Raw genomic sequence first — 19,140 nt, 5'->3', positions numbered from 1 at the left:
TAGAAATGCTGTATGTGTAATTCTTAAATTATTTTCACACTAATGAACTAAATAATCCCTCATATCATCTATTTTTGCAACTAATTGTACAAATACCAATTCATCAACAGAATCAATAAAATCAGCCCCCTCTTCCGTGTCTGAAGCTTTAATACTCATTTCAAATAATTTTTCAAGTTGCAATACATCCTGATAAATGGGTTTAATAATTGGATCAGCCTGATTGTCCCGCAATACCGTTTTTATACTTTCAAGAGACAATTTTTGATCTAAAATCTGTTTGATTAATTCCTCATGTGATTCCTCATGTGATTTCTCATGTGATTTCTCATTTGGATTAACACTTTGAGTCGCTATATACATGCACTCCACCCATCCTCCGATCAACATCAAAGCAGCCAGCGAATACCTGTCCTGCTCACGTAATTGCTGATTCGATTCCATATAAATCTCCGATACAATATCAACAATCAGCTCCTTATTTGTTACATTACTTTCCAGCAAACGAATCTTGTCCTGTCCAACTGTTCTAAGAATCCCTAATGATTCTGCGAGACTCCTGGATACATTCATATACTCAATTGAGATCTGATATTGTTCATTCAAACTTGCATAGCTTAAATCAGCGCAATAAACCCCTAGTGCTATTGCTCTTGAAGGGCTTGTTGAATATCCCGGCAAATTCTCCATATCATTCAGCAAATCTTCCCTAAAATGAACTCCTGATTTTTTAATTAATAATGAAATTTCAATTGGACTGGGAAGTACAAAGAAAATTCTCTTCATCTTATCCGTATTTTCCTGCATCAACTGATACTCCAGCACTTCCCCCTCAGATACCTTCTCCTTATTTTTTGAAGAAAACAAATTACATGAATTGAACAGTAGTATAATTCCAAAACCCCAAATAATTTTTCTCATCGAACCCATTCTGAAGATTAACATCTATCTTTCAACGAACTTAAATTACAATTTTTCAAGAATATAACATCTATTTTTCAAGAATATTTCACCATACAAAATGAAATGGGGAAAGAGTATTTTGTCTTTAAAATGAATATTCCACACACAAACCTACTCAGCTCCTACCACTCAACATAAAATTATTGCTTAATTTCTTCTTATAAAATCAGCATATAAATAGCAATTTTTGACTTTTTATGAAAAAAGTGCAATTCAAAGCTATCCTTTCAATTATTAAGTCCCAATCAATTAGTCTTAAATCAGACTTAGATTAATTAAAATTCAATAAGTAAACAGATGATATTGTGAGGGGATAAAACAAATAAAAATTACTAGTTTTGCATCGAATAAATGAACAATTTAATGAGCAATATTAGCAAAAAGGATTTACGCAACTCCATAATCTTAGGACTTAGCTCTTTGGATAATAAAGTGGTACTCGATTCAATCAATCAATTACGTGAAGAAGGAAAACCAGAAGATATTACACCTCTGCTAGATCTGATGATTTCGAATTCCAATAAGGAAATACAATCATCAATCCATAATTTTCTTGCTGATCTAAAAAATCAGGATTCGGATAAAATTATTATAGAGGCAATCGCTAATGAAAAGTATCTGACAATTCGAAAAATTCTAGTTTCAATTTGCTGGGAAACCAGTATTGATTTCTCAAAATACATCTCAACTTTTGTTGATTTGTTAATTGTGTCGGATTTTGAGACTTCCTTTGAAGCATTTACTGTAATAGAAAATCTTACAGAAAAAATCTCAGAAGAATGTAAGCCTGTGGAGATGGCGAAACTTAAGGATGCTATTTCAGAAGCATCTCCCGAAAAAAAGGGAATCATTCATGAAGCAATTCATATAATAGATCAACTATAGAAAAAGAAAAAGCCGCTTTAAAAGCGGCTTTTATCTTTTATACTAAAACGTCCTTTTCATTATTTGAAAAGTACTTCATAAACTGTGCTCTTTCATACAAACCAGGATCTTGAATACTGCCATAATTAAGACTGCCACGAAATTCATCAACAGTTTTAAATCCTTTTTTGGTCATCCAATTGGTTAAATCTCCCAATATATTGGTAATTTGATCGAAACCATGCTCATATACAGTAGAACAAATCTGTACTGTTTTAGCACCTGCCAACAATTGCTTTATTGCAGCCTCGCCATTATGAATCCCTGTTGAAGCCGAAATATCAATTCCTTTAATTTTATCAGACAACATACCAACCCAACGAAGAGATTTGCGAATATCACCTGCAGAGCTTAAAACCTCAGCACTTGTAATTTTCATTTTCTCAATATCAATATCAGGCTCATAAAAACGATTAAACAACACCAACGCATCTGCTCCATCGGCATTTAAACGATTAGCAACAGAAAATAAATTGGTGAAATAAATTCCAATTTTCATTGATATTGGAATATGCACTTCCTTTTTAACTGCGTTAAATATATTGTAATATAAATTTTCGTATTCTGCAGAACTCATGTTTCTATCGCTTGGAACGATAAACACATTTAGCTCAATAGCATCTGCTCCGGCTTTTTCAATTTCTTTCGCAAAAGAAGTCCAATCCGATGAAGAGACACAATTAATACTTGCAATTACAGGAATCGAAACAGCTTTCTTTGCTTCCTTGATAAGAGTCAAATAATTTGAAACAGAATTTCCTTTGATGTAAGTCTGAATATAATCTTCAGCTTCAGGATAACTTGTATTTGCAGGATCCTTACCCAGCAAATGTTTAGCTTCGTTGCGAATTTGTTCTTCGAATAAAGACTTTAAAACAACTGCTCCAGCACCTTTTTCTTCAATAATTTTTATTTTTCTTACAGAACTTGTAAGTCCGGAACTGCTAACAATTAAAGGATTCTTTAATTGCAATCCCATATAAGTGGTTTTAAGATTAATCATGTTATTTGATTTTTTAATATTTTTCAATCGGTAACGAACAAATATAGTAAATTCAAAAGAGAAATTTACAAGCTTAGTACTGACTTAAATCATTAAAATCCTCAGAATTTAATATCTCGATCCGAATATAGTGCTTCCTACCCGAATCATGGTACTTCCCTCACTTATTGCCAGCATATAATCACCCGACATACCCATTGAAATTTCTTTAAATTCATCTCTATCTATAAAGAAATCTGATTTTAAACTTTCAAATATGGATTTAAGATTCCCAAACTCATTTCTGATCTTAATTTCATTATTCGTATAGGTAGCCATTCCCATTACACCAACAATTTGAATCGATTTTAATGATTTAAAATCTTCAGAAGTAAACAGTTCTTTTGCCTCATCAATAGTAAGACCAAATTTAGTTTCCTCCGAAGCAATATGAAACTGCAATAAGCATTTAATAACTCTGTTGTTCTTCTCTGCCTGCTTATTAATTTCTTTCAGTAATTTAATGCTGTCAACGGCATGAATAAGCTGTATGAACGGCGCTATATACTTCACCTTATTGGTCTGAAGATGACCAATGAAATGCCATTCTATATCCTTAGGAAGTTCGTTATATTTTTGTACCAATTCCTGTGGTTTATTTTCACCAAAAACCCGGTAACCACCTTCGTAGGCTTCTATTATATCCTCTTGGGGTTTCGTTTTCGACACCGCTACCAATTTTACATTAGCAGGAATTTTTTCGAGAATTGTATTTATGTTTTGGGATATGCTCATAGCAAATTGCAGATTTTAAATTTCTGATTCAAAATTACAACTTTTATGGGTTTTGATGTGTTGTTTGGAATTTTAATTGTTTTCTGATAAAATAAAACCAACTCCATGCACATTTTCAATTTTTATGGTAGAATCCAATTTTAAGTGCTTCCTTAGTTTAGTAATAAAAACATCCAGGCTTCGTCCCATAAAATAATCATTTTCGCCCCAAACGTTTACCAAGATATCTTCTCTTCGCAACACGTTATTTTTATTTTGCAGTAATAGATACAAAACATCACCCTCCTTTTGGGTAATACGGGAAATCTCCCCCTTTAAAGTCAAAGTAAGATTTGCATGATCGTATACAAATTTCCCCACATTAAATATTTGTTCTTTTATTTCTGGAGCTGTATTTACACGCTTTAGAACCGCATTAATTCTCCGTACTAACTCATCTTCATCAAAGGGTTTCGTGATATAATCATCTCCACCCAAATCAAAACCCTTCAATTTATCTTCCTTTAGCGATTTCGCAGTTAAAAAGATAATGGGAACCTCTTGATTAATTTCACGAATCTTTTTCCCCAGAGTAAAACCATCCATTTTTGGCATCATGCAATCCAATAAACAAAGGTCAAACCTAGAATTAGAGAAAGACTCAAATCCTTTCTCCCCATCTCGGGCTAAACTTACCGAAAAGCCCTCCATTTTTAGAAATTCATTTAAAACAAGACCCAAATTAGGATCATCCTCAACTAGCAATATATTTTTAGAATTGGTCATAAAACAATTTTAGATGGATGGCAAAACAATAGTAAAGGTACTACCAGAGTTTCTTTTGCTCAAAACATTTATTGAGCCTTTATGGGAATCAATGATCATTTTTGAATAGGACAAACCAATACCAAAACCTTTCACATCATGTAAGTCGCCGGTTGAAGCTCTGTAATACCTGTCAAATACATGCTTCTGTTCCTCTTTAGTCATTCCAATTCCCTTATCGGATACCGCTATATAAAGATGTCCATTCATGTTTTTAGTCTCAACTTCTATTTCTGGTTTAGATTCTGAATACTTCACCGCATTATCCAGAAGATTCAACAATACATTTTGAAGCAAATCTTTATCGCCGCAAACCATATCATTTTCAGCATTCAACTTGTATATTATGCTCCCTTCCCGCTCTGCCAGTTGAACAGAAATACAATCGGAACACTCCTTTAACAAGGAGTGTAAATTCATTTGATCCGAATTTAACTGCAATTCTCCCCGTTCCATGCAAGCCAGTTTCAACAACTGTTCTACTTGACTTTTTAAACGATTGTTCTCCGAAAAGATCATGCTTGAATAATGAACTACTTGATTGGGATCGCCATGAACCTTATTTCGTTTTAACATTCCACTGGCCAGCGAAATTGTTGCCATTGGTGTCTTAAACTCGTGTGCTATATTATTAATCAGATCAGTAGTTCGACCCAAAATCTTTTTATCATTGATCAATGAAAAAACGGTTATCCCGAAGAATGTACAAAGAATTAAAATGAGAATTAATGAGCAAATAAACATACTTCCCATACTATCCATTAAATTTTGCTCTCTTTTTTGGAAATAGACATTTAATATTGCCTTATCGTGACTTAATGCTTTCCGCAAACTGTAGTAGAAACATTTGCTTTTAGGTTGTTCATCAGCAGTACTTAATACTTCAATGGTATACGGCGATTGAATCTGATAATTTTTAAATTGCTGATGAATAATTGAATCCAGGCGACTCACCTCCATCTTCAAAAGTTCACTATCCGAAGCATTGTATTTCGATTTAGACATGCATTCGCGCATTTTCTCACAACTTTCCTGATCTTTTGTAAACTCATTGACAGACTCATGCAAGGCCAAACCAACCCGATGATTGAATTGTTCTTCATTTAAGCTTCTGGCTCTACTTATCCATCGAATTTGAATTAAAAGAAGAAGTAGCAGAACAATTATTGATATAACAATAAATATCTGGATTCTATAAATCTTAAATTTTCGAATTATATTTTTAAACAACAAACCCATAGACTAATACTCCCTTAACATCCTTTAGCCTTTTCACAGGCCCAAAACCTCATATTTGCGTTAAATTATCTTTAAACAGAACCACTATCCGTATCAAATTTGCCTTATTCCAAGTCTTTTTATTTGGTAGAAATTTCTAAGAATAAATTTAAATAGCTTCTTATATTTTATGATCTTTTCACAATCCAAAATTAGCTTAAATTTTAAGAGTTTTTGATGCTTTAACAATTCATTAACAAGAGATAAAAAGATCTTTTACGTTCTTGTAATATCCAATTAAAAATTAGACTAAAACGGATTAATTAACATTTAAATTAAAAAACATGAAAAAGTTATTATTTGGACTCCTATTTGTATTTGCAATAAATGTAGTAAGTTTTGCTGCTCAACCAGTAATTTCAATCTTTGATAATGAAATTTCTTTGTCTCAGAATCAAGATCAAAAACAGGATCAGGAGAAGAAAAAAGTTGAAAAGAAAAAATGTGAAAAAGACTGTACAAAAGCCTGCTGTACCAAAGACGCTAAAGCTGAAAAATGTGATAAGGCAAAAAAATGCACAAAGGAAGCTAAAGCAGAAAAATGTGAAAAAGACTGTAAAAAAGCTTGTTGTACTAAAGAAGCTAAGGCAGAAACTAAATGTCCTAAAGACTGCAAAAAAGAATGTTGTAAAAAATCATAAGGATATCTTCGATATCTGTAGACCCTTCGATATAATTGAAGGGTTTTTTTATGCAGTTTGGTACAGTTTATGTTCCTGTTCATAAAATTAATTCAATAAAATATAAACTGTTTTACGATGAAAAATCTGTTATTTTTATTTATTGGTGTTTTCGGTTTTTCCGGAGTATTTTCCCAAAATGTAGAAAGATACATGGAATATCATGATAATGGAAGAACTCTGATATTGCAGGGGGAATATGAAAAAGCCATCCATTACTTAGACACTGCCATTACTATTATGCCTTACTATTCCACCATTTTTCAAGATCGAGGATACGCAAAAATGCAATTAAAAAAATACGACGAAGCAATTCTTGATTTTGACCATGTGCTGAGTAAAAAACCTTATCTGTCAGAAGTACGACTGCAAAGAGGCATGGCACTTTACCACTTAAATCGTTTGAACGAATCAGAATCTGATTTAATTGAAGTTTTAAACAGCAATCCAAATAAAAGCCGGGAGGCAATTATTTATCTTGACAACATTCAAAAGGAACGGGAAATAACAGCACAACAAAATTATGATGCGATGTTGCAATCAATGCGATTTCAAGTTGAAAATGAACGAATTTACCGGGCCCGCCATCGGGAAGAAGTGATCTGGAATACAGTCGTTCCTTTAGCATTCTGGACTACCGTATTTTTAACCTGGTAAATCCAGATCTGTCTTGATTGACTTTCTTTTGAATGAAATTGATTTTCCCATAAAACGAGATTTATTATAACCAGGCAGGTCTGTATCTTCCATTTTTAAACGAACCTTTTCCAGACTTTCCACAGAACCAACAACAGTTAACACATCACCCAACCGAAGTCGTGTGTATCCAGTTGAAATTAAGGTATTGTTATTACGTTTGGTGGCCAAAATAATAACATCGGTAGGAATTTGTAAATCCCTTAAAGTGATGCCATGCAATTCTTTATTTTGCATTTCAATGTCCACAGTATCCTGATCTTTCTCCATACCAAGCAACAATGAGGTGGCAATTGGTGATCGCACCAGGTGATCCATTAAGCTTACCATCACTGTAGAAGGTTCAACAATCAGAGCTCCCAACTCGTGGAATTTACTTACATAACTCCTCTCATTTACCCGAACAACAATATCCCGGGTACCAAAATGCTCGTAGGCTAATTCGCAAAACTTAAGATTATCCTCATCCTGATTCAACAGTACTATCGCATCTGCTTTATCGGCTTCGAGCTTTTTTAATTCTGGCAAACTTAATTCTTTCACATAAGTTACATCTACCCCATGGTATTCCAACCTGGCTCTCTCCTCATTACGGGTTACTAATTTAACGGCCCAGCCGTGTTCCATTAGTTGACGTGCTAAAGCAAGTGATTGTCCCTCCAAACCAAAAATAATAGCTTTCTGAATTTTATTTTCGTGCAATAACTCTCTTTTCTTATGACTTTCACCGACCAACAATATTGACCACTTAAAAAGAGGTGGCCCCAAAATTTGATTCAATACAATTACTGCAATTAAGATCGTAGAAAACTCCGATCCCCATTCGGGATATTTAACTGAAACAACTTCAACCAATCCGATAGCAACACCAGCCTGAGTAACATATGGCATCCAGGAAATACGATTAAAACGCATCGGATCCCCGCCCAATGAGCCTCCAATAAAAGCACCAACAGCCATGCTTATTAAACGAATCGTAAAAAATAAAAGAGCAATTGCCCATGTATCTTTTAAAATATCTATTGAAATAGAAGCTCCTGTAAGTGTAAAGAAAACTACATAAACAAAAGGAACGATCATCTGAATTATCTTTACAAATTCTCTGCGAAACTTACCAAAATTGACAACAACAAAACTTCCAATGATACATACCAATAGTGGCTCAATATACAAATCGAACCCAAAATAAATCTGACTGTTTTTATGCACAAAATGTGCTAACAAATAGATACTATAACCAAACAGCAGAAGTAAAAAAGACTTCATCCATGTAACTAATCTTAACTCAAGAACAAGATTCATAAGCGTGCCAAGCAAAAAACCCAGTAAAAGGGAAAGGCATAACTCTCCTATCAATATAATCAACAACCAAATATCAAAAGGAATATCTGAGATTAAAGCATCTGCTACGGCGAAACAAATGGTAAATAAAATGATTACCAAAACATCTTTTACTACCGTTACACCAATAGCCGTTTGTGTAAATGGTCCCTTGGCTCTCATTTCGTTTATTACTGCAATTGCAGAAACAGGTGATCTTGCAACAAAAATAACTCCTATAAGCATCACGATTGCCAATTTCATATTAAAACCTGCATCCTTTAAAAAAGGAATGTGATCAGACAAAAGCATAACAGCAATACCACTCAATACGAAGGTGAAAAACAATTGCCCAAAAGTCATCCATTTAATACTTTTCATTCTTCCCTTCAACTCCTTTACGTAAAGCTCAGCCCCAGCTACAAAAGCGATAAAAGAAAGAGAAATTTCATTAATGAAATACAGCTTAGATATAGCTGGCTTAGGAATTAGATTTAATACAAAAGGCCCGGAAATAATACCGATAAATAAAAGACCGGTTATTACCGGCAATTTTACTTTTGGAAAATATTTTGAAATCCGATTAGCCGCTGTTGCAACGATCAGGAATCCCGCAATAAATACAATTATTTCAAGGTAATTATTCATTCAATTAGATTAAGGTTAAAGAGATACTTTCATTTATCTATTGCACTTCCGCTTAGCATTTTAATTACTAAACTTAGACTGAAATCCATTTCCAATTAGAACACTGAAAATTTTCACAAGTTTCCTTTTTTAAGATACAGAATTATATCAATCAAAGCAATGGAGTAAGTTGATTAGCCATTTATTTGGAGAAAAATTAGAATGCCAGATCATTCAAATAATGCTGATTGATACTAAAAACAGGTTTACTATTCTGATTCTAGTTCACCAACATTTAAATTGTTCATATCCGAACAGCGACTGTACGATACCCAACACGATTAAGACTATATAAAAATAGCTCAGAAACACTTCACATACTGACATACAAACAATTAGAGTTAATGGCACAAATACTGATATATGAAGAGTGTGAAACCACTATGATTCAATACGGATCATAATTCTATTAATAATCAGACAATTAACGAATTAACCAACTCAGATGAAAAAATATAGTTATATATGGATTTTCCTTTTTTTAGGCATAGAACTAATGTCCTGTTCATTGAGTATGGCAGAATCATATGAACTTAAAGAAATTGAGGCTATTCTAAAGGAAACCAAAACATTGTGCTCTGAAGACAATGGCATGCTTTGGGGAAGAACTCTCGATGTTCCAATTCTTTTGGTCGATAAAGAAAATGGAAGAATCTACTCAAATAACAATAGTAAAAAGTTAGGCTTAACCTCCTATAATGAAATTTACACCGGTATTCTCCCAAATTTTGTTGATGTGATAAAAGGACCCGCTAAAATTGGCAATAAAATTTGGGCCATCATCCCCCTTCCATTGCCCGAAGATAAAGTTGAAAGACAATGTATTATTCTTCATGAAGCTTTTCATTGTGTGCAACCTGAAATGGATTTGAAACCCGAACCCTATAACAACAACCATATGGACGAAATGGAAGCTCGTTTTTGGTTGAAACTGGAGTGGAAAGCTCTTGAGTTAGCATTGCAAAGCCAAGGAGAAAATAAAAAACAAGCGATTACTGATGCTCTCTGTTTTCGACAATACCGCAGAGCATTGTATGGCAAATGTGACGGCTGTGAAAATCGATTTGAGATTCATGAAGGCATGGCCGAATATACAGCTCAAAAATTATGCAGAAACGATAAAGATTTGAAAACCTATTTGCAAAATAAGCTGCATACAATGTGGGAATCTCCATCTTTTGTAAACTGCTTCGCTTATTTTTCCGGGCCCGTTTATGCATACCTTCTTGACGAAACGGAAACTAACTGGAGAACACACTTAGGTGCCAAAGATGATATCGCAGTGATGGTTCAATCGGCCTATGAAATTTCCTTACCATTCGATATTTATATGGAGGCAGAGGAAAGATCTGTGCTTTACAACGGCGCCCAGATAATGGGCGAAGAACTGGATCGTGAGCTTGCATTATAAAAATACTTTATCAAGCTTTCAATTAAGAAATCAGATACCGGACAACTTAATTAAGCTGCCCGGTTTTTTCTATTTACTTTGGTTTGTACTTTCCGTATCTTTAAATACTAAATGAAAATATCATGGATATATTATTGGATCAAGGTTGGAGCGAAATAGACAGTAAATTGGTAAAAAACTATGTTCTCCCAAATTTTATCGAAGCTATCAACTTTATAAATTTAGTAGCTTCAGAAGCAGAAAATTTGGATCACCATCCAGATATTAAACTGTACAATTATAAAAATGTACGCCTAATTTTAACCACCCACTCTAAGGGTAAAATCACAAAAAAAGACATTCTTCTTGCCAATAGTATCGACAAAGTTTTTGATTCGATGAAAGTCTTTTAGGTGATCACAAGACCTTTGTTGTAAGTCCCCAATACTTGCATTCCTTTTGTATAAGCTGATATTTTATCCAACGCATCCCTAAACTGCCGGGGGCCCTGAAATTCCAAATCGACATGAAAAAAATATTGCCAGTTGATACCTGGAATTGGCAGAGATTGAATTTTTGAGAGATTAATGTTCTCCTTGGCAAAACAATCCAGAATATAAGACAAGCTCCCCGGTTTATGACTGGTGCTAAAGTATAAGGATGCTTTATTATACCCTCCGTTTGGAACAACATCTTTCTGTCTCTTTAAAATAAAAAACCGGGTTTGATTGTCTTTTATGCTTTCAATTTCCTCAGCTATAATTTCCAAACCATACAATTCTGCCGGATAATCACCGGCAATAGCTCCTACACCCATCAATTGATTGTCTCTAACATTCTTCGCACTTAAGGCCGTATCCTCCATTTCCACCAATTTAATATTTGGATAATCGTGAAAGAAAGCACGACACTGATGAATTGCCATTGGATGGGAATGAACTTCTCTTAAATCTTCAATTTTCTGCCCGGGCAAAGCCATTAAATTTTGCTTAATTCTCAGAAATATCTCCCCTTCAATTACAAGACCGGAATCCTGAAGGAGCCCGTAATTTTGAAGAATACTTCCGGCAATCGAATTTTCAATCGCCATAATTCCTCCATCGCATACTGATTCGTCTTGAATTAATTCAACAAGTGTGGCGAAATTACCGGCAGGAATAATTTCAACATCTTCTCCGTAATAAGCATTAGCAGCCAAATGGTGAAAACACCCTTCAACTCCTTGAATTACAATTTTTCTTTTCTCCATGGTTATAGTTAGATTTTACATCACAAAAAAGAGTCCCAAATAATCAGGACTCTTTATGAATAATATTACATTTTATTTCATTAGAATCCTGTTCCTCTCTCCGTTAAAAAAGAAAAAAAGAAAAAACCAAATCTTAAAAAATACTGTTTTCATCTGTTTATAATTTTAAGTTTTTGTCAGATGGAACTTCCCATATAATCATTTCCCTGTGTATAGAAAGCTTTATACATGGACGTTTCATATAGTCAAAAAAAAAGAGCCCTTACAGAGGCTCATCATCAATTAAATAGTACGTGAATCCTCTTCTAACAACAGCTGCTAAAAAAGAAAAATCGCCCGATATGCATATTATTATTCATACTTTCTGTACTAATTCTTTTCAAAGGTAAAAAAATATTTCATACAACCTGACAATTATCATTCTCATGCACAAAGTTCTCAATTTTACCATATAGCAACTAAATTATTCTTTTCAACACCCGCACTATCCACTTTCAATCGTAAATTTTAACAGATCAATAACAAGCAAATCTGTTCTTTCTCAATCAATAATAGTATATTTAATACTTCAATGTCTTTATATATAGAAAATGAAATTTAGATACCAATTATTACTACTTGCTTCGCTTATTGTTTCAATAAAATCAGTCCGCGCTCAGGAAATTAAATCCCACAATTTTAATGAGTTGGAACCTATTCTCCATTATCAGAATGATACCACTTACGTGATTAACTTTTGGGCGATGTGGTGCAAACCATGTGTTGAAGAACTTCCTGAATTTGAAGATATCCGTAAAGATTATACAGATAAAAAGGTAAAAGTAATACTGGTTAGTCTCGATTTTGGAAAAAATACAGAAGATCGCTTAGCCGGCTTTTTAAAGAAGAAAAATATAAATGCGGAAGTTGTTTTGCTTGACGATCCGGATGCTGACAACTGGATTGGAAAAGTGGCTAAAGATTGGGATGGTGCTCTTCCTGCAACCCTTATCTATAAAAAAGATGAAAGAATAGTTTTCACCCGCCAAATTTCATACGACGAATTGGTGAGGTCAATTGATAAATTAAATAATCAAGCGAATTAAAATTTATAATTATGAAGAAAATACTGATTTTGGGTCTGTTTATACTGGCCGCGATGGGAATACAGGCTCAAGGCTACCAGATAGGTGACGAAGCGAAAGATTTTAAACTGAAAAATGTTGATGGAAAACAGATTTCGCTCGCAGATTACAAGGATGCCAAAGGATTCATTGTAATTTTCACATGTAATCATTGTCCGTATGCTGTAGCCTACGAAGACAGGATTATCGAAATTGACAAAAAATACAAGGAAAAAGGATTCCCTGTAATTGCGATCAACCCCAATGATCCGGAATTGTACGAAAGCGATTCTTTCGACAATATGATTGTACGGGCAAAGGAAAAAGGATTTACATTCCCTTATCTGATGGATGAAACGCAGGAAGTATTTAAACGATTTGGCGCAACCAAAACTCCTCACGTTTTTATTTTAAGCAATAAGAGCGGAGAATACACAGTGGAATATATTGGTGCGATCGATAACAATTACAAAGACGCATCTCAGGTTACAAGCAGATATGTTGAGGATGCAGTAGATGCACTCTTACAAAATAAAAAACCGGAAATTACTTCAACAAAAGCTATAGGCTGCGGCATTAAAACCAAAGGATAAAGAAAGTATCAAGGAAAAAGATCCAGGCATCAAATGATGCCTGGATCTTTTCTAAAATTCTAATCTGTTGAATTGAATCAAGTTTATTCGGCAATTTTTAAAGAGAGCTTTCCAACCACCCTACCCGTTTCACTGTACTGGTGGGCCTTTGCTACATCAATTAAATCGTAAGATTTATCGATGTGAGTTTTTAAAAGACCTGCATCAACAAAATCAGCTAATAGCTCGAGATCTTTCTTACTTTCCTGTACAAATATGTTCTTCATTTTTTTGGAACTAAGCAGGTTATGAATAGACCCGAGCAAAAGAATATTGAAAGTAGGGAGAGTTGTCACAAAAATACCTCCCCGCTGCAAAATGTGTTTTACTTTTGAATATTCCTGATTTCCTACCACGTCGAAAAAAATGTCGTACTCTTCCTGAAGCGAAACAATATCCTGTTCCATATAGTCAACAACCTGGTCAGCACCTAAATCTTTTGCAAACTGCACATTTCTGTTGCTGCAAACTCCTGTAACTTTACAGCCATAAGCTTTTGCAATTTGAAGCGCAAAAGCCCCAACACCTCCCGAGCAACCATTCACCATTACATTCATTCCTTTCCGAATTCCCCCCATATCCCGAAGTGCCTGCAGAGCTGTTAATCCTGCCAAAGGCAATGTTGCAGCCTCTTCAAAATTCATGTTTTGCGGTTTTAATGCCAGATGACTTGCAGTGGTAGCTACATATTCAGCATACGCACCATTCTTTGCAATGTCAATTTTCCCAAACACCTCATCGCCAACCCGAAAGAACTGAACATTTTTACCAATCTCAACAACCCGACCGGCTATATCGCCTCCTAAAATACAGGGTAATTTCTTTCTCATGAACAGTTTTAAGCTGCCTTTGCGGATTTTCCAATCCACCGGATTTACTGATGAAGCATAAACCTCAACCAAAACCTGTGTGTTATTTATCTGCGGACGAGAAAGATTGGCGATCTCCAAAACATCAGGCGTCCCGTATTTTTTCATTACTACCGCTTTCATGTGTCTAAAATTTGTTTAAAGATGTCACATGGAACTCCCAAATTACACCCATTCTCCTGTGTGCAATACCTTTTACATGGTCGTTTCATACCCTAAAAGCTTAACGATTCAAGACTCTCATAATGAATTCCTTGTGCGTAAATCAAGTTACAACAAGTTTCCAATATTTTCAAAAGAAAAAGGCTTACCCGTAAGGATAAGCCCAGTCTATATTACAAATACATTTTATTTCATATCGTCCCAATCGCCATCAAACAGGACTTTATCCAATGATCTCCGATTTCTTTTATGGGATTCCAACCCCCTGATATTTTCGGGCAATTGCATTGGATCACCCAAATAACCAACGGCAATCATAGTTACAATATCAAATTCGTCAGGAATTTCGAATATTTCACGAGCCTTTTCAGCGCTAAAACCAGCCATTTGATGCATATACAGCCCCATACCCGTTGCTTGAGCAGACATATTTCCAATGGCCAAACCCAAATCATGACGTGCATGATGATTTTCTTTTTGATTCTGAGCAAACTTTGTTGAAGCAAGTGTCAAAATAATCATAGGTGCAGTTTTCACCCACATCTGATTAAACTCAACCAAACAAGACAAGAGTTGATCATACCGCTCCGGATAATCTTTTGTTGCGTAAATAAAGCGCCACGGTTGTTCATTAAAACAAGACGCTGCAAATGATGCAGCCTCGAATAATTTTTCAATTTTTTCAGCTTCAATTTCCTGATCCGAAAAGGCTCTTGGACTCCATCGTTTGTCAATCAATTCATGAATTTTCGCACTCATTTCTCTATAGATTTGTAGTGAATAAATGTCCTAGCATCAGTAAAACGAGGATACAGAAGTAGGTACTGGTAAAAAAATTATACTCCTTTGAAGATAAGTATATTTTAACAAAAATTAAGGACTTGCTTGTATTTTATTGTCTACCTTTGGTGCTAATTTATAATCAATGAACCACTTATAAAAAACTGAATGAAAGCAAGTGTATATTTGTTGATTCCTCTGTTACTATTCATGCTGTTGGTAGACATTTATACCTACCGTGGTGTGAAACCTCTGATTGCCAGAATAAAATATTCGCTGGCAAAACAATCATTAACCATCCTGTTTTGGGGCATTTCGGTTTTTATTTTTGCTGGTTTTGCCTTATTCATGTTCGGGATTAAATATGTGCAGCGATCTGAAACCTATGTCTATGTTGGATACCTGATAGCTGGTTTTTCATTGTTCTACATTCCAAAGTTTGTATTTATACTTTTCGTTCTATTAAAAGATATACTAGGGGCGATTGCAGGAATCATTAATTGGTTCGGGGAGAGAAAGAAAAAAAGTGTACCACAATTTAATTCGAAGAGAAAAATGGAGAGATCTGAATTTTTATATCAAATGGGGTTGATTTTAGCAGCCATCCCGTTTGCATCCATTTTATATGGTGTAACCAAAGGGAAATTTAACTACCGGGTGATGCGGGAAAAGATCAGTTTCGATCATCTTCCAAAATCATTTAAAGGAATTAAAATTGTCCAAATATCAGACATGCATCTGGGCAGTTTCAATAAGAATTTTGAGAAAATTGCCAAGGCAGTTGAACTGATCAACGAACAGGAACCGGACTTGATTCTATTCACTGGCGATTTGGTAAATAACTTTGCCGAAGAAACAGAAGGATGGGCTCCGGTATTGTCCAAAATGAATGCAAAAATTGGAAAATATTCCATCATGGGAAATCACGACTACGGCGATTATTCGTATTGGAAATCTCCTGTCGAAAAAGCCGAAAATTTACAGGCAATTAAGAATTTCCATAAAGATATGGGCTTTAAGCTGCTTCTGAACGAATCGGAAACCATATCAGTTAATGGGGAAGAAATTGCACTGGTTGGTGTCGAAAATTGGGGGAAACCTCCTTTTCCGCAACACGGCGATTTACAAAAAGCAATCAACGGATCAGCCAATATCCCCTTTAAAATTTTGATGAGTCACGATCCTTCGCATTGGGATGCGCAGGTTCTGGATACCGATATCGCTCTTACCTTCTCAGGTCATACGCATGGCATGCAGTTTGGACTCGAACGGGCAGGCATAAAATGGAGTCCGGTGCAGTACAAATATCCTCGCTGGGGCGGATTGTATCAGCAAGGGGATCAATACCTTTATGTAAACCGTGGTTTTGGTTACATCGGATTTCCCGGCCGAATTGGTATGCCTCCGGAAATTACTTTGGTGGAACTAACCTAATGGAATGCTGATTACAATGAATTTATGATTTAAACAGATTCTAAAATTATACATGAGGATACGCACTTGCGTATCCTTTTTTAATTCTACACCTCATCCCCAACCCTTCTCCTGATGGTGAAGGGAGAACAAAACGCGCAAAAAAAACCAATGACAATACATTTTTATTTTGTACATTTAACAGACTTAGTGATTTGATACACTGACCGTTCCAAACACCCCTTATTACATACTGTCAAGATTTTCGGATTACTACCTTCATTTCTTACTACGAACTAAACATTTTTTCTATGAACGAATTCAAGAAATTTATAGCCAAAGGAAATGTACTTGAAATGGCTGTCGGTCTGATTATGGCTCTTTACTTTGGGGCCATTGTAAAATCATTGGTAAATGATATTATTATGCCTCCGGTAGGAATTGTATTAGGCGGAGTTGATTTCTCTGATCTGAAAATAATTCTGCAGTCGGCTGTTCTGGAATCGGCACCCGGTGCCGGCGATACTGTTGGCGAGGTAGCAATTGCTTATGGTTTGTTTATTAATGCAATTATTACCTTCCTGATTGTTGCCTTCGCTATTTTTATGCTTGTAAAATCATTCAATAAAATGAAAGAGAAAATGGAAAAGAAAGCAGAAGAAGCACCTGCGGCACCAGCCGCTCCAAGCAAAGAGGAAGTACTGTTAACAGAAATACGCGATCTGCTAAAAAATAAATAACTGAACCAAAACAGAAAGGACTCGAAAGAGTCCTTTTTTTGTGCCCTGTTTTTCGACTTGCCTGTTCTATTATCGGACTACTGCTAGTCCAGGTATCGGACTACTACTAGTCCGGGTATCGGACTACTACTAGTCTGGGTATCGGACTACTACTAGTCCGGGTGTCGGACTACTACTAGTCGTACACCATTTAAATTTGAAAATGATAATCGGTATTATTCCAGGAACAAAGTAGTAGGTGCGAATATCCAGGCAAAATAAAAGCCAATCCGGTAAGAATTGGCTTTCATTACAATCAATAAAACAATTAGCTAACAGGTACCAGATCGACTAGCAAGCGTCCTGTTTTAATATTTTTACTATTCTTTTGTGCTGCTCTCACCTCTACCTGAAAACTACCTGTTTTCAGGGTTTCAGGCACAAAAAACAACAATTCAGAGGGTTTGTTTTTCACCACATTACCTACTTTAGTTACTGTACCCTCAGCGGCGATAAAAAAGATTCCCTGATTGGCATCTTCCTCGTCGAACTTTAAAAATGATCCTTTTAGGGAAGCAATCTGGCCCGGACTAAAGGTCTCGTTCACGGCTTTGGTTTTTAAATCGGCGAACTGCTGAATCACTGGTTGTGCGTGAGAAATTTCCACCTTACGCAATTCGATATTGCCAACTGCATCGGTCAAACGCGGACCTGCATTCAGGTTTAAACGAATGGCGTGACGCTTTTTGTCGAAACCATCGCTCTCGTTAGCAAATACTCCCGATATGCTTGGGTATACCTTAAACAACTCGGTGTTTACATTGTTACCACTTGCCACGGCCTGCACCACAGCATAACTAAATTCTTCGATTACCGATAAGGCTTCGGCCTTGGTTACGGTAGAGCCTTTGCCAATCATCTGTTCTACTATTTGTTCGGTAGTAACCGTTTCGTTATCGGTTACCATGCCCATGTAATCATCTGGATCATCGGTTAGATGATTAGGAATTAATCCATACCTTAGTACCATAATTTTAAAAAATTATATAAAAGGGACAGGGCCCGTTGGCTGCATTTCCTACCGGCGAAAGTTGAAGATGCTCGGCCAAGGGGTTGCCTGTTTTTTTGCATTGTTAAAAGGCGGCTATTTGTTGCCAAACCCCCTCCCCACGTAACAAAAACAGACTGAAATTATTTAATTATCCCCACATATCAAAACCATAATTGGTAAAGCAGACCCATTTTTATGCTAACAACCACACATCTACTTAAGGCACTCTTCTTATTTACTGGGCTTTAAGATTAAATGTAAAAAATGTTAAATTTATCAGATTCTATAAATACAACACAACAACCACACAGCATGCAAACCTGCATTTATTCCTGACAAACAGATTAAAACCGGCAACAAGAATGTTTTTGCCAATACACACACTAAAACCATTCAAAGCTCACATACCCGCCTGGAAAATCTCACCAACTTATTTATATTGATAATGAATAAGCAACCCTACTTTTCTGTTTTTATTTTATGCTTACTTTTAGAGGGCAACTATAAAAAACAAATGGGATTTACTCTCATTATTCGACTCAAAATATTAGTCAAATAAAGAACCCAATTGATGACATATTTAGTGATTCATCATAATATGTGTACATTACTGCCCGATATGGGTCGGTAAATACACTTTTCA

General features: G+C 35.4%; 19 protein-coding genes. 9 read left to right on the top strand and 10 right to left on the bottom strand.

Annotated features, from left to right (window positions below; translation table 11 throughout):
• Positions 1-39 precede the first annotated feature (39 nt).
• Complete coding sequence (locus tag QUH73_RS00095) at positions 40-921, bottom strand: hypothetical protein (protein WP_289528401.1); 882 nt, start codon at positions 919-921, stop codon at positions 40-42.
• Between the two features lie 405 nt (positions 922-1,326).
• Between QUH73_RS00095 and QUH73_RS00090 the strand changes: the two genes are divergently transcribed.
• A complete protein-coding gene (locus QUH73_RS00090) occupies positions 1,327-1,848 on the top strand; it encodes a hypothetical protein (RefSeq protein WP_289528400.1) in 522 nt (173 codons plus the stop codon).
• Between the two features lie 37 nt (positions 1,849-1,885).
• Here the strand turns inward: QUH73_RS00090 and QUH73_RS00085 are convergent, their stop codons facing one another.
• From QUH73_RS00085 to QUH73_RS00070, 4 genes are all read right to left on the bottom strand, one after another.
• Complete coding sequence (locus QUH73_RS00085) at positions 1,886-2,890, bottom strand: dihydroorotate dehydrogenase-like protein (RefSeq protein ID WP_289528399.1); 1,005 nt, start codon at positions 2,888-2,890, stop codon at positions 1,886-1,888.
• 108 nt (positions 2,891-2,998) lie between these two features.
• Positions 2,999-3,664, bottom strand: coding sequence for a YggS family pyridoxal phosphate-dependent enzyme (locus QUH73_RS00080; protein ID WP_289528398.1), 666 nt, complete (start codon positions 3,662-3,664; stop codon positions 2,999-3,001).
• A 72-nt stretch (positions 3,665-3,736) separates the two neighbouring features.
• Positions 3,737-4,429, bottom strand: a complete 693-nt coding sequence (locus QUH73_RS00075; protein ID WP_289528397.1) for a response regulator transcription factor — start codon at positions 4,427-4,429, stop codon at positions 3,737-3,739.
• Between the two features lie 9 nt (positions 4,430-4,438).
• On the bottom strand, positions 4,439-5,698 hold the full coding sequence (locus tag QUH73_RS00070) for a sensor histidine kinase (protein WP_289528396.1): 1,260 nt from the start codon (positions 5,696-5,698) through the stop codon (positions 4,439-4,441).
• 332 nt (positions 5,699-6,030) lie between these two features.
• Here QUH73_RS00070 and QUH73_RS00065 point away from each other — a divergent pair, with 332 nt between their 5' ends.
• Both QUH73_RS00065 and QUH73_RS00060 read left to right on the top strand, forming a co-directional pair.
• Complete coding sequence (locus QUH73_RS00065; RefSeq protein ID WP_289528395.1) at positions 6,031-6,387, top strand: hypothetical protein; 357 nt, start codon at positions 6,031-6,033, stop codon at positions 6,385-6,387.
• 117 nt (positions 6,388-6,504) lie between these two features.
• The gene (locus tag QUH73_RS00060; protein WP_289528394.1) at positions 6,505-7,083 is read left to right on the top strand and encodes a tetratricopeptide repeat protein; all 579 of its coding nucleotides are present in this window, start codon (positions 6,505-6,507) and stop codon (positions 7,081-7,083) included.
• On the opposite strand, the gene QUH73_RS00055 is transcribed toward QUH73_RS00060, so the two are convergent.
• Positions 7,072-9,090 (bottom strand): monovalent cation:proton antiporter family protein, encoded by a 2,019-nt coding sequence (locus QUH73_RS00055; protein WP_289528393.1) that lies wholly within the window; start codon positions 9,088-9,090, stop codon positions 7,072-7,074. The two genes, QUH73_RS00060 and QUH73_RS00055, sit on opposite strands and share 12 nt — an antisense overlap.
• A gap of 484 nt (positions 9,091-9,574) precedes the next feature.
• Here QUH73_RS00055 and QUH73_RS00050 point away from each other — a divergent pair, with 484 nt between their 5' ends.
• Together QUH73_RS00050 and QUH73_RS00045 are read left to right on the top strand one after the other, a co-directional pair.
• On the top strand, positions 9,575-10,540 hold the full coding sequence (locus QUH73_RS00050; protein ID WP_289528392.1) for a hypothetical protein: 966 nt from the start codon (positions 9,575-9,577) through the stop codon (positions 10,538-10,540).
• A gap of 122 nt (positions 10,541-10,662) precedes the next feature.
• The gene (locus QUH73_RS00045; RefSeq protein WP_289528391.1) at positions 10,663-10,932 is read left to right on the top strand and encodes a 4a-hydroxytetrahydrobiopterin dehydratase; all 270 of its coding nucleotides are present in this window, start codon (positions 10,663-10,665) and stop codon (positions 10,930-10,932) included.
• On the opposite strand, the gene QUH73_RS00040 is transcribed toward QUH73_RS00045, so the two are convergent.
• Positions 10,929-11,768: a prephenate dehydratase gene (locus tag QUH73_RS00040; RefSeq protein WP_289528390.1), complete on the bottom strand. Its 840-nt coding sequence runs from the start codon at positions 11,766-11,768 to the stop codon at positions 10,929-10,931. The genes QUH73_RS00045 and QUH73_RS00040 overlap by 4 nt on opposite strands.
• Before the next feature lie 590 nt (positions 11,769-12,358).
• Between QUH73_RS00040 and QUH73_RS00035 the strand changes: the two genes are divergently transcribed.
• On the top strand, positions 12,359-12,853 hold the full coding sequence (locus QUH73_RS00035) for a TlpA disulfide reductase family protein (protein WP_289528389.1): 495 nt from the start codon (positions 12,359-12,361) through the stop codon (positions 12,851-12,853).
• Between the two features lie 11 nt (positions 12,854-12,864).
• Entirely contained in the window at positions 12,865-13,464 is a 600-nt protein-coding gene (locus tag QUH73_RS00030; RefSeq protein ID WP_289528388.1) for a thioredoxin family protein, read from the top strand.
• 83 nt (positions 13,465-13,547) lie between these two features.
• Here QUH73_RS00030 and QUH73_RS00025 read toward each other — a convergent pair whose 3' ends face one another.
• Complete coding sequence (locus QUH73_RS00025) at positions 13,548-14,495, bottom strand: NAD(P)-dependent alcohol dehydrogenase (protein ID WP_289528386.1); 948 nt, start codon at positions 14,493-14,495, stop codon at positions 13,548-13,550.
• A gap of 225 nt (positions 14,496-14,720) precedes the next feature.
• The gene (locus QUH73_RS00020; RefSeq protein WP_289528385.1) at positions 14,721-15,293 is read right to left on the bottom strand and encodes a nitroreductase family protein; all 573 of its coding nucleotides are present in this window, start codon (positions 15,291-15,293) and stop codon (positions 14,721-14,723) included.
• 189 nt (positions 15,294-15,482) lie between these two features.
• On the opposite strand from QUH73_RS00020, the gene QUH73_RS00015 reads away from it, so the two are divergent.
• Together QUH73_RS00015 and mscL are read left to right on the top strand one after the other, a co-directional pair.
• On the top strand, positions 15,483-16,748 hold the full coding sequence (locus QUH73_RS00015; RefSeq protein ID WP_289528384.1) for a metallophosphoesterase: 1,266 nt from the start codon (positions 15,483-15,485) through the stop codon (positions 16,746-16,748).
• 290 nt (positions 16,749-17,038) lie between these two features.
• A complete protein-coding gene (gene mscL, locus QUH73_RS00010) occupies positions 17,039-17,467 on the top strand; it encodes a large-conductance mechanosensitive channel protein MscL (protein ID WP_336622384.1) in 429 nt (142 codons plus the stop codon).
• A 307-nt stretch (positions 17,468-17,774) separates the two neighbouring features.
• Here mscL and QUH73_RS00005 read toward each other — a convergent pair whose 3' ends face one another.
• Positions 17,775-18,476, bottom strand: a complete 702-nt coding sequence (locus tag QUH73_RS00005) for a DNA-binding domain-containing protein (RefSeq protein WP_289528383.1) — start codon at positions 18,474-18,476, stop codon at positions 17,775-17,777.
• Positions 18,477-19,140: the final 664 nt, after the last annotated feature.

This window comes from Labilibaculum sp. K2S (assembly GCF_030372765.1).
Classification (GTDB): Bacteria; Bacteroidota; Bacteroidia; order Bacteroidales; family Marinifilaceae; genus Labilibaculum.
Note: the sequence above shows the minus strand (reverse complement) of the source record. Positions and strands in the feature narration are given on the sequence as shown.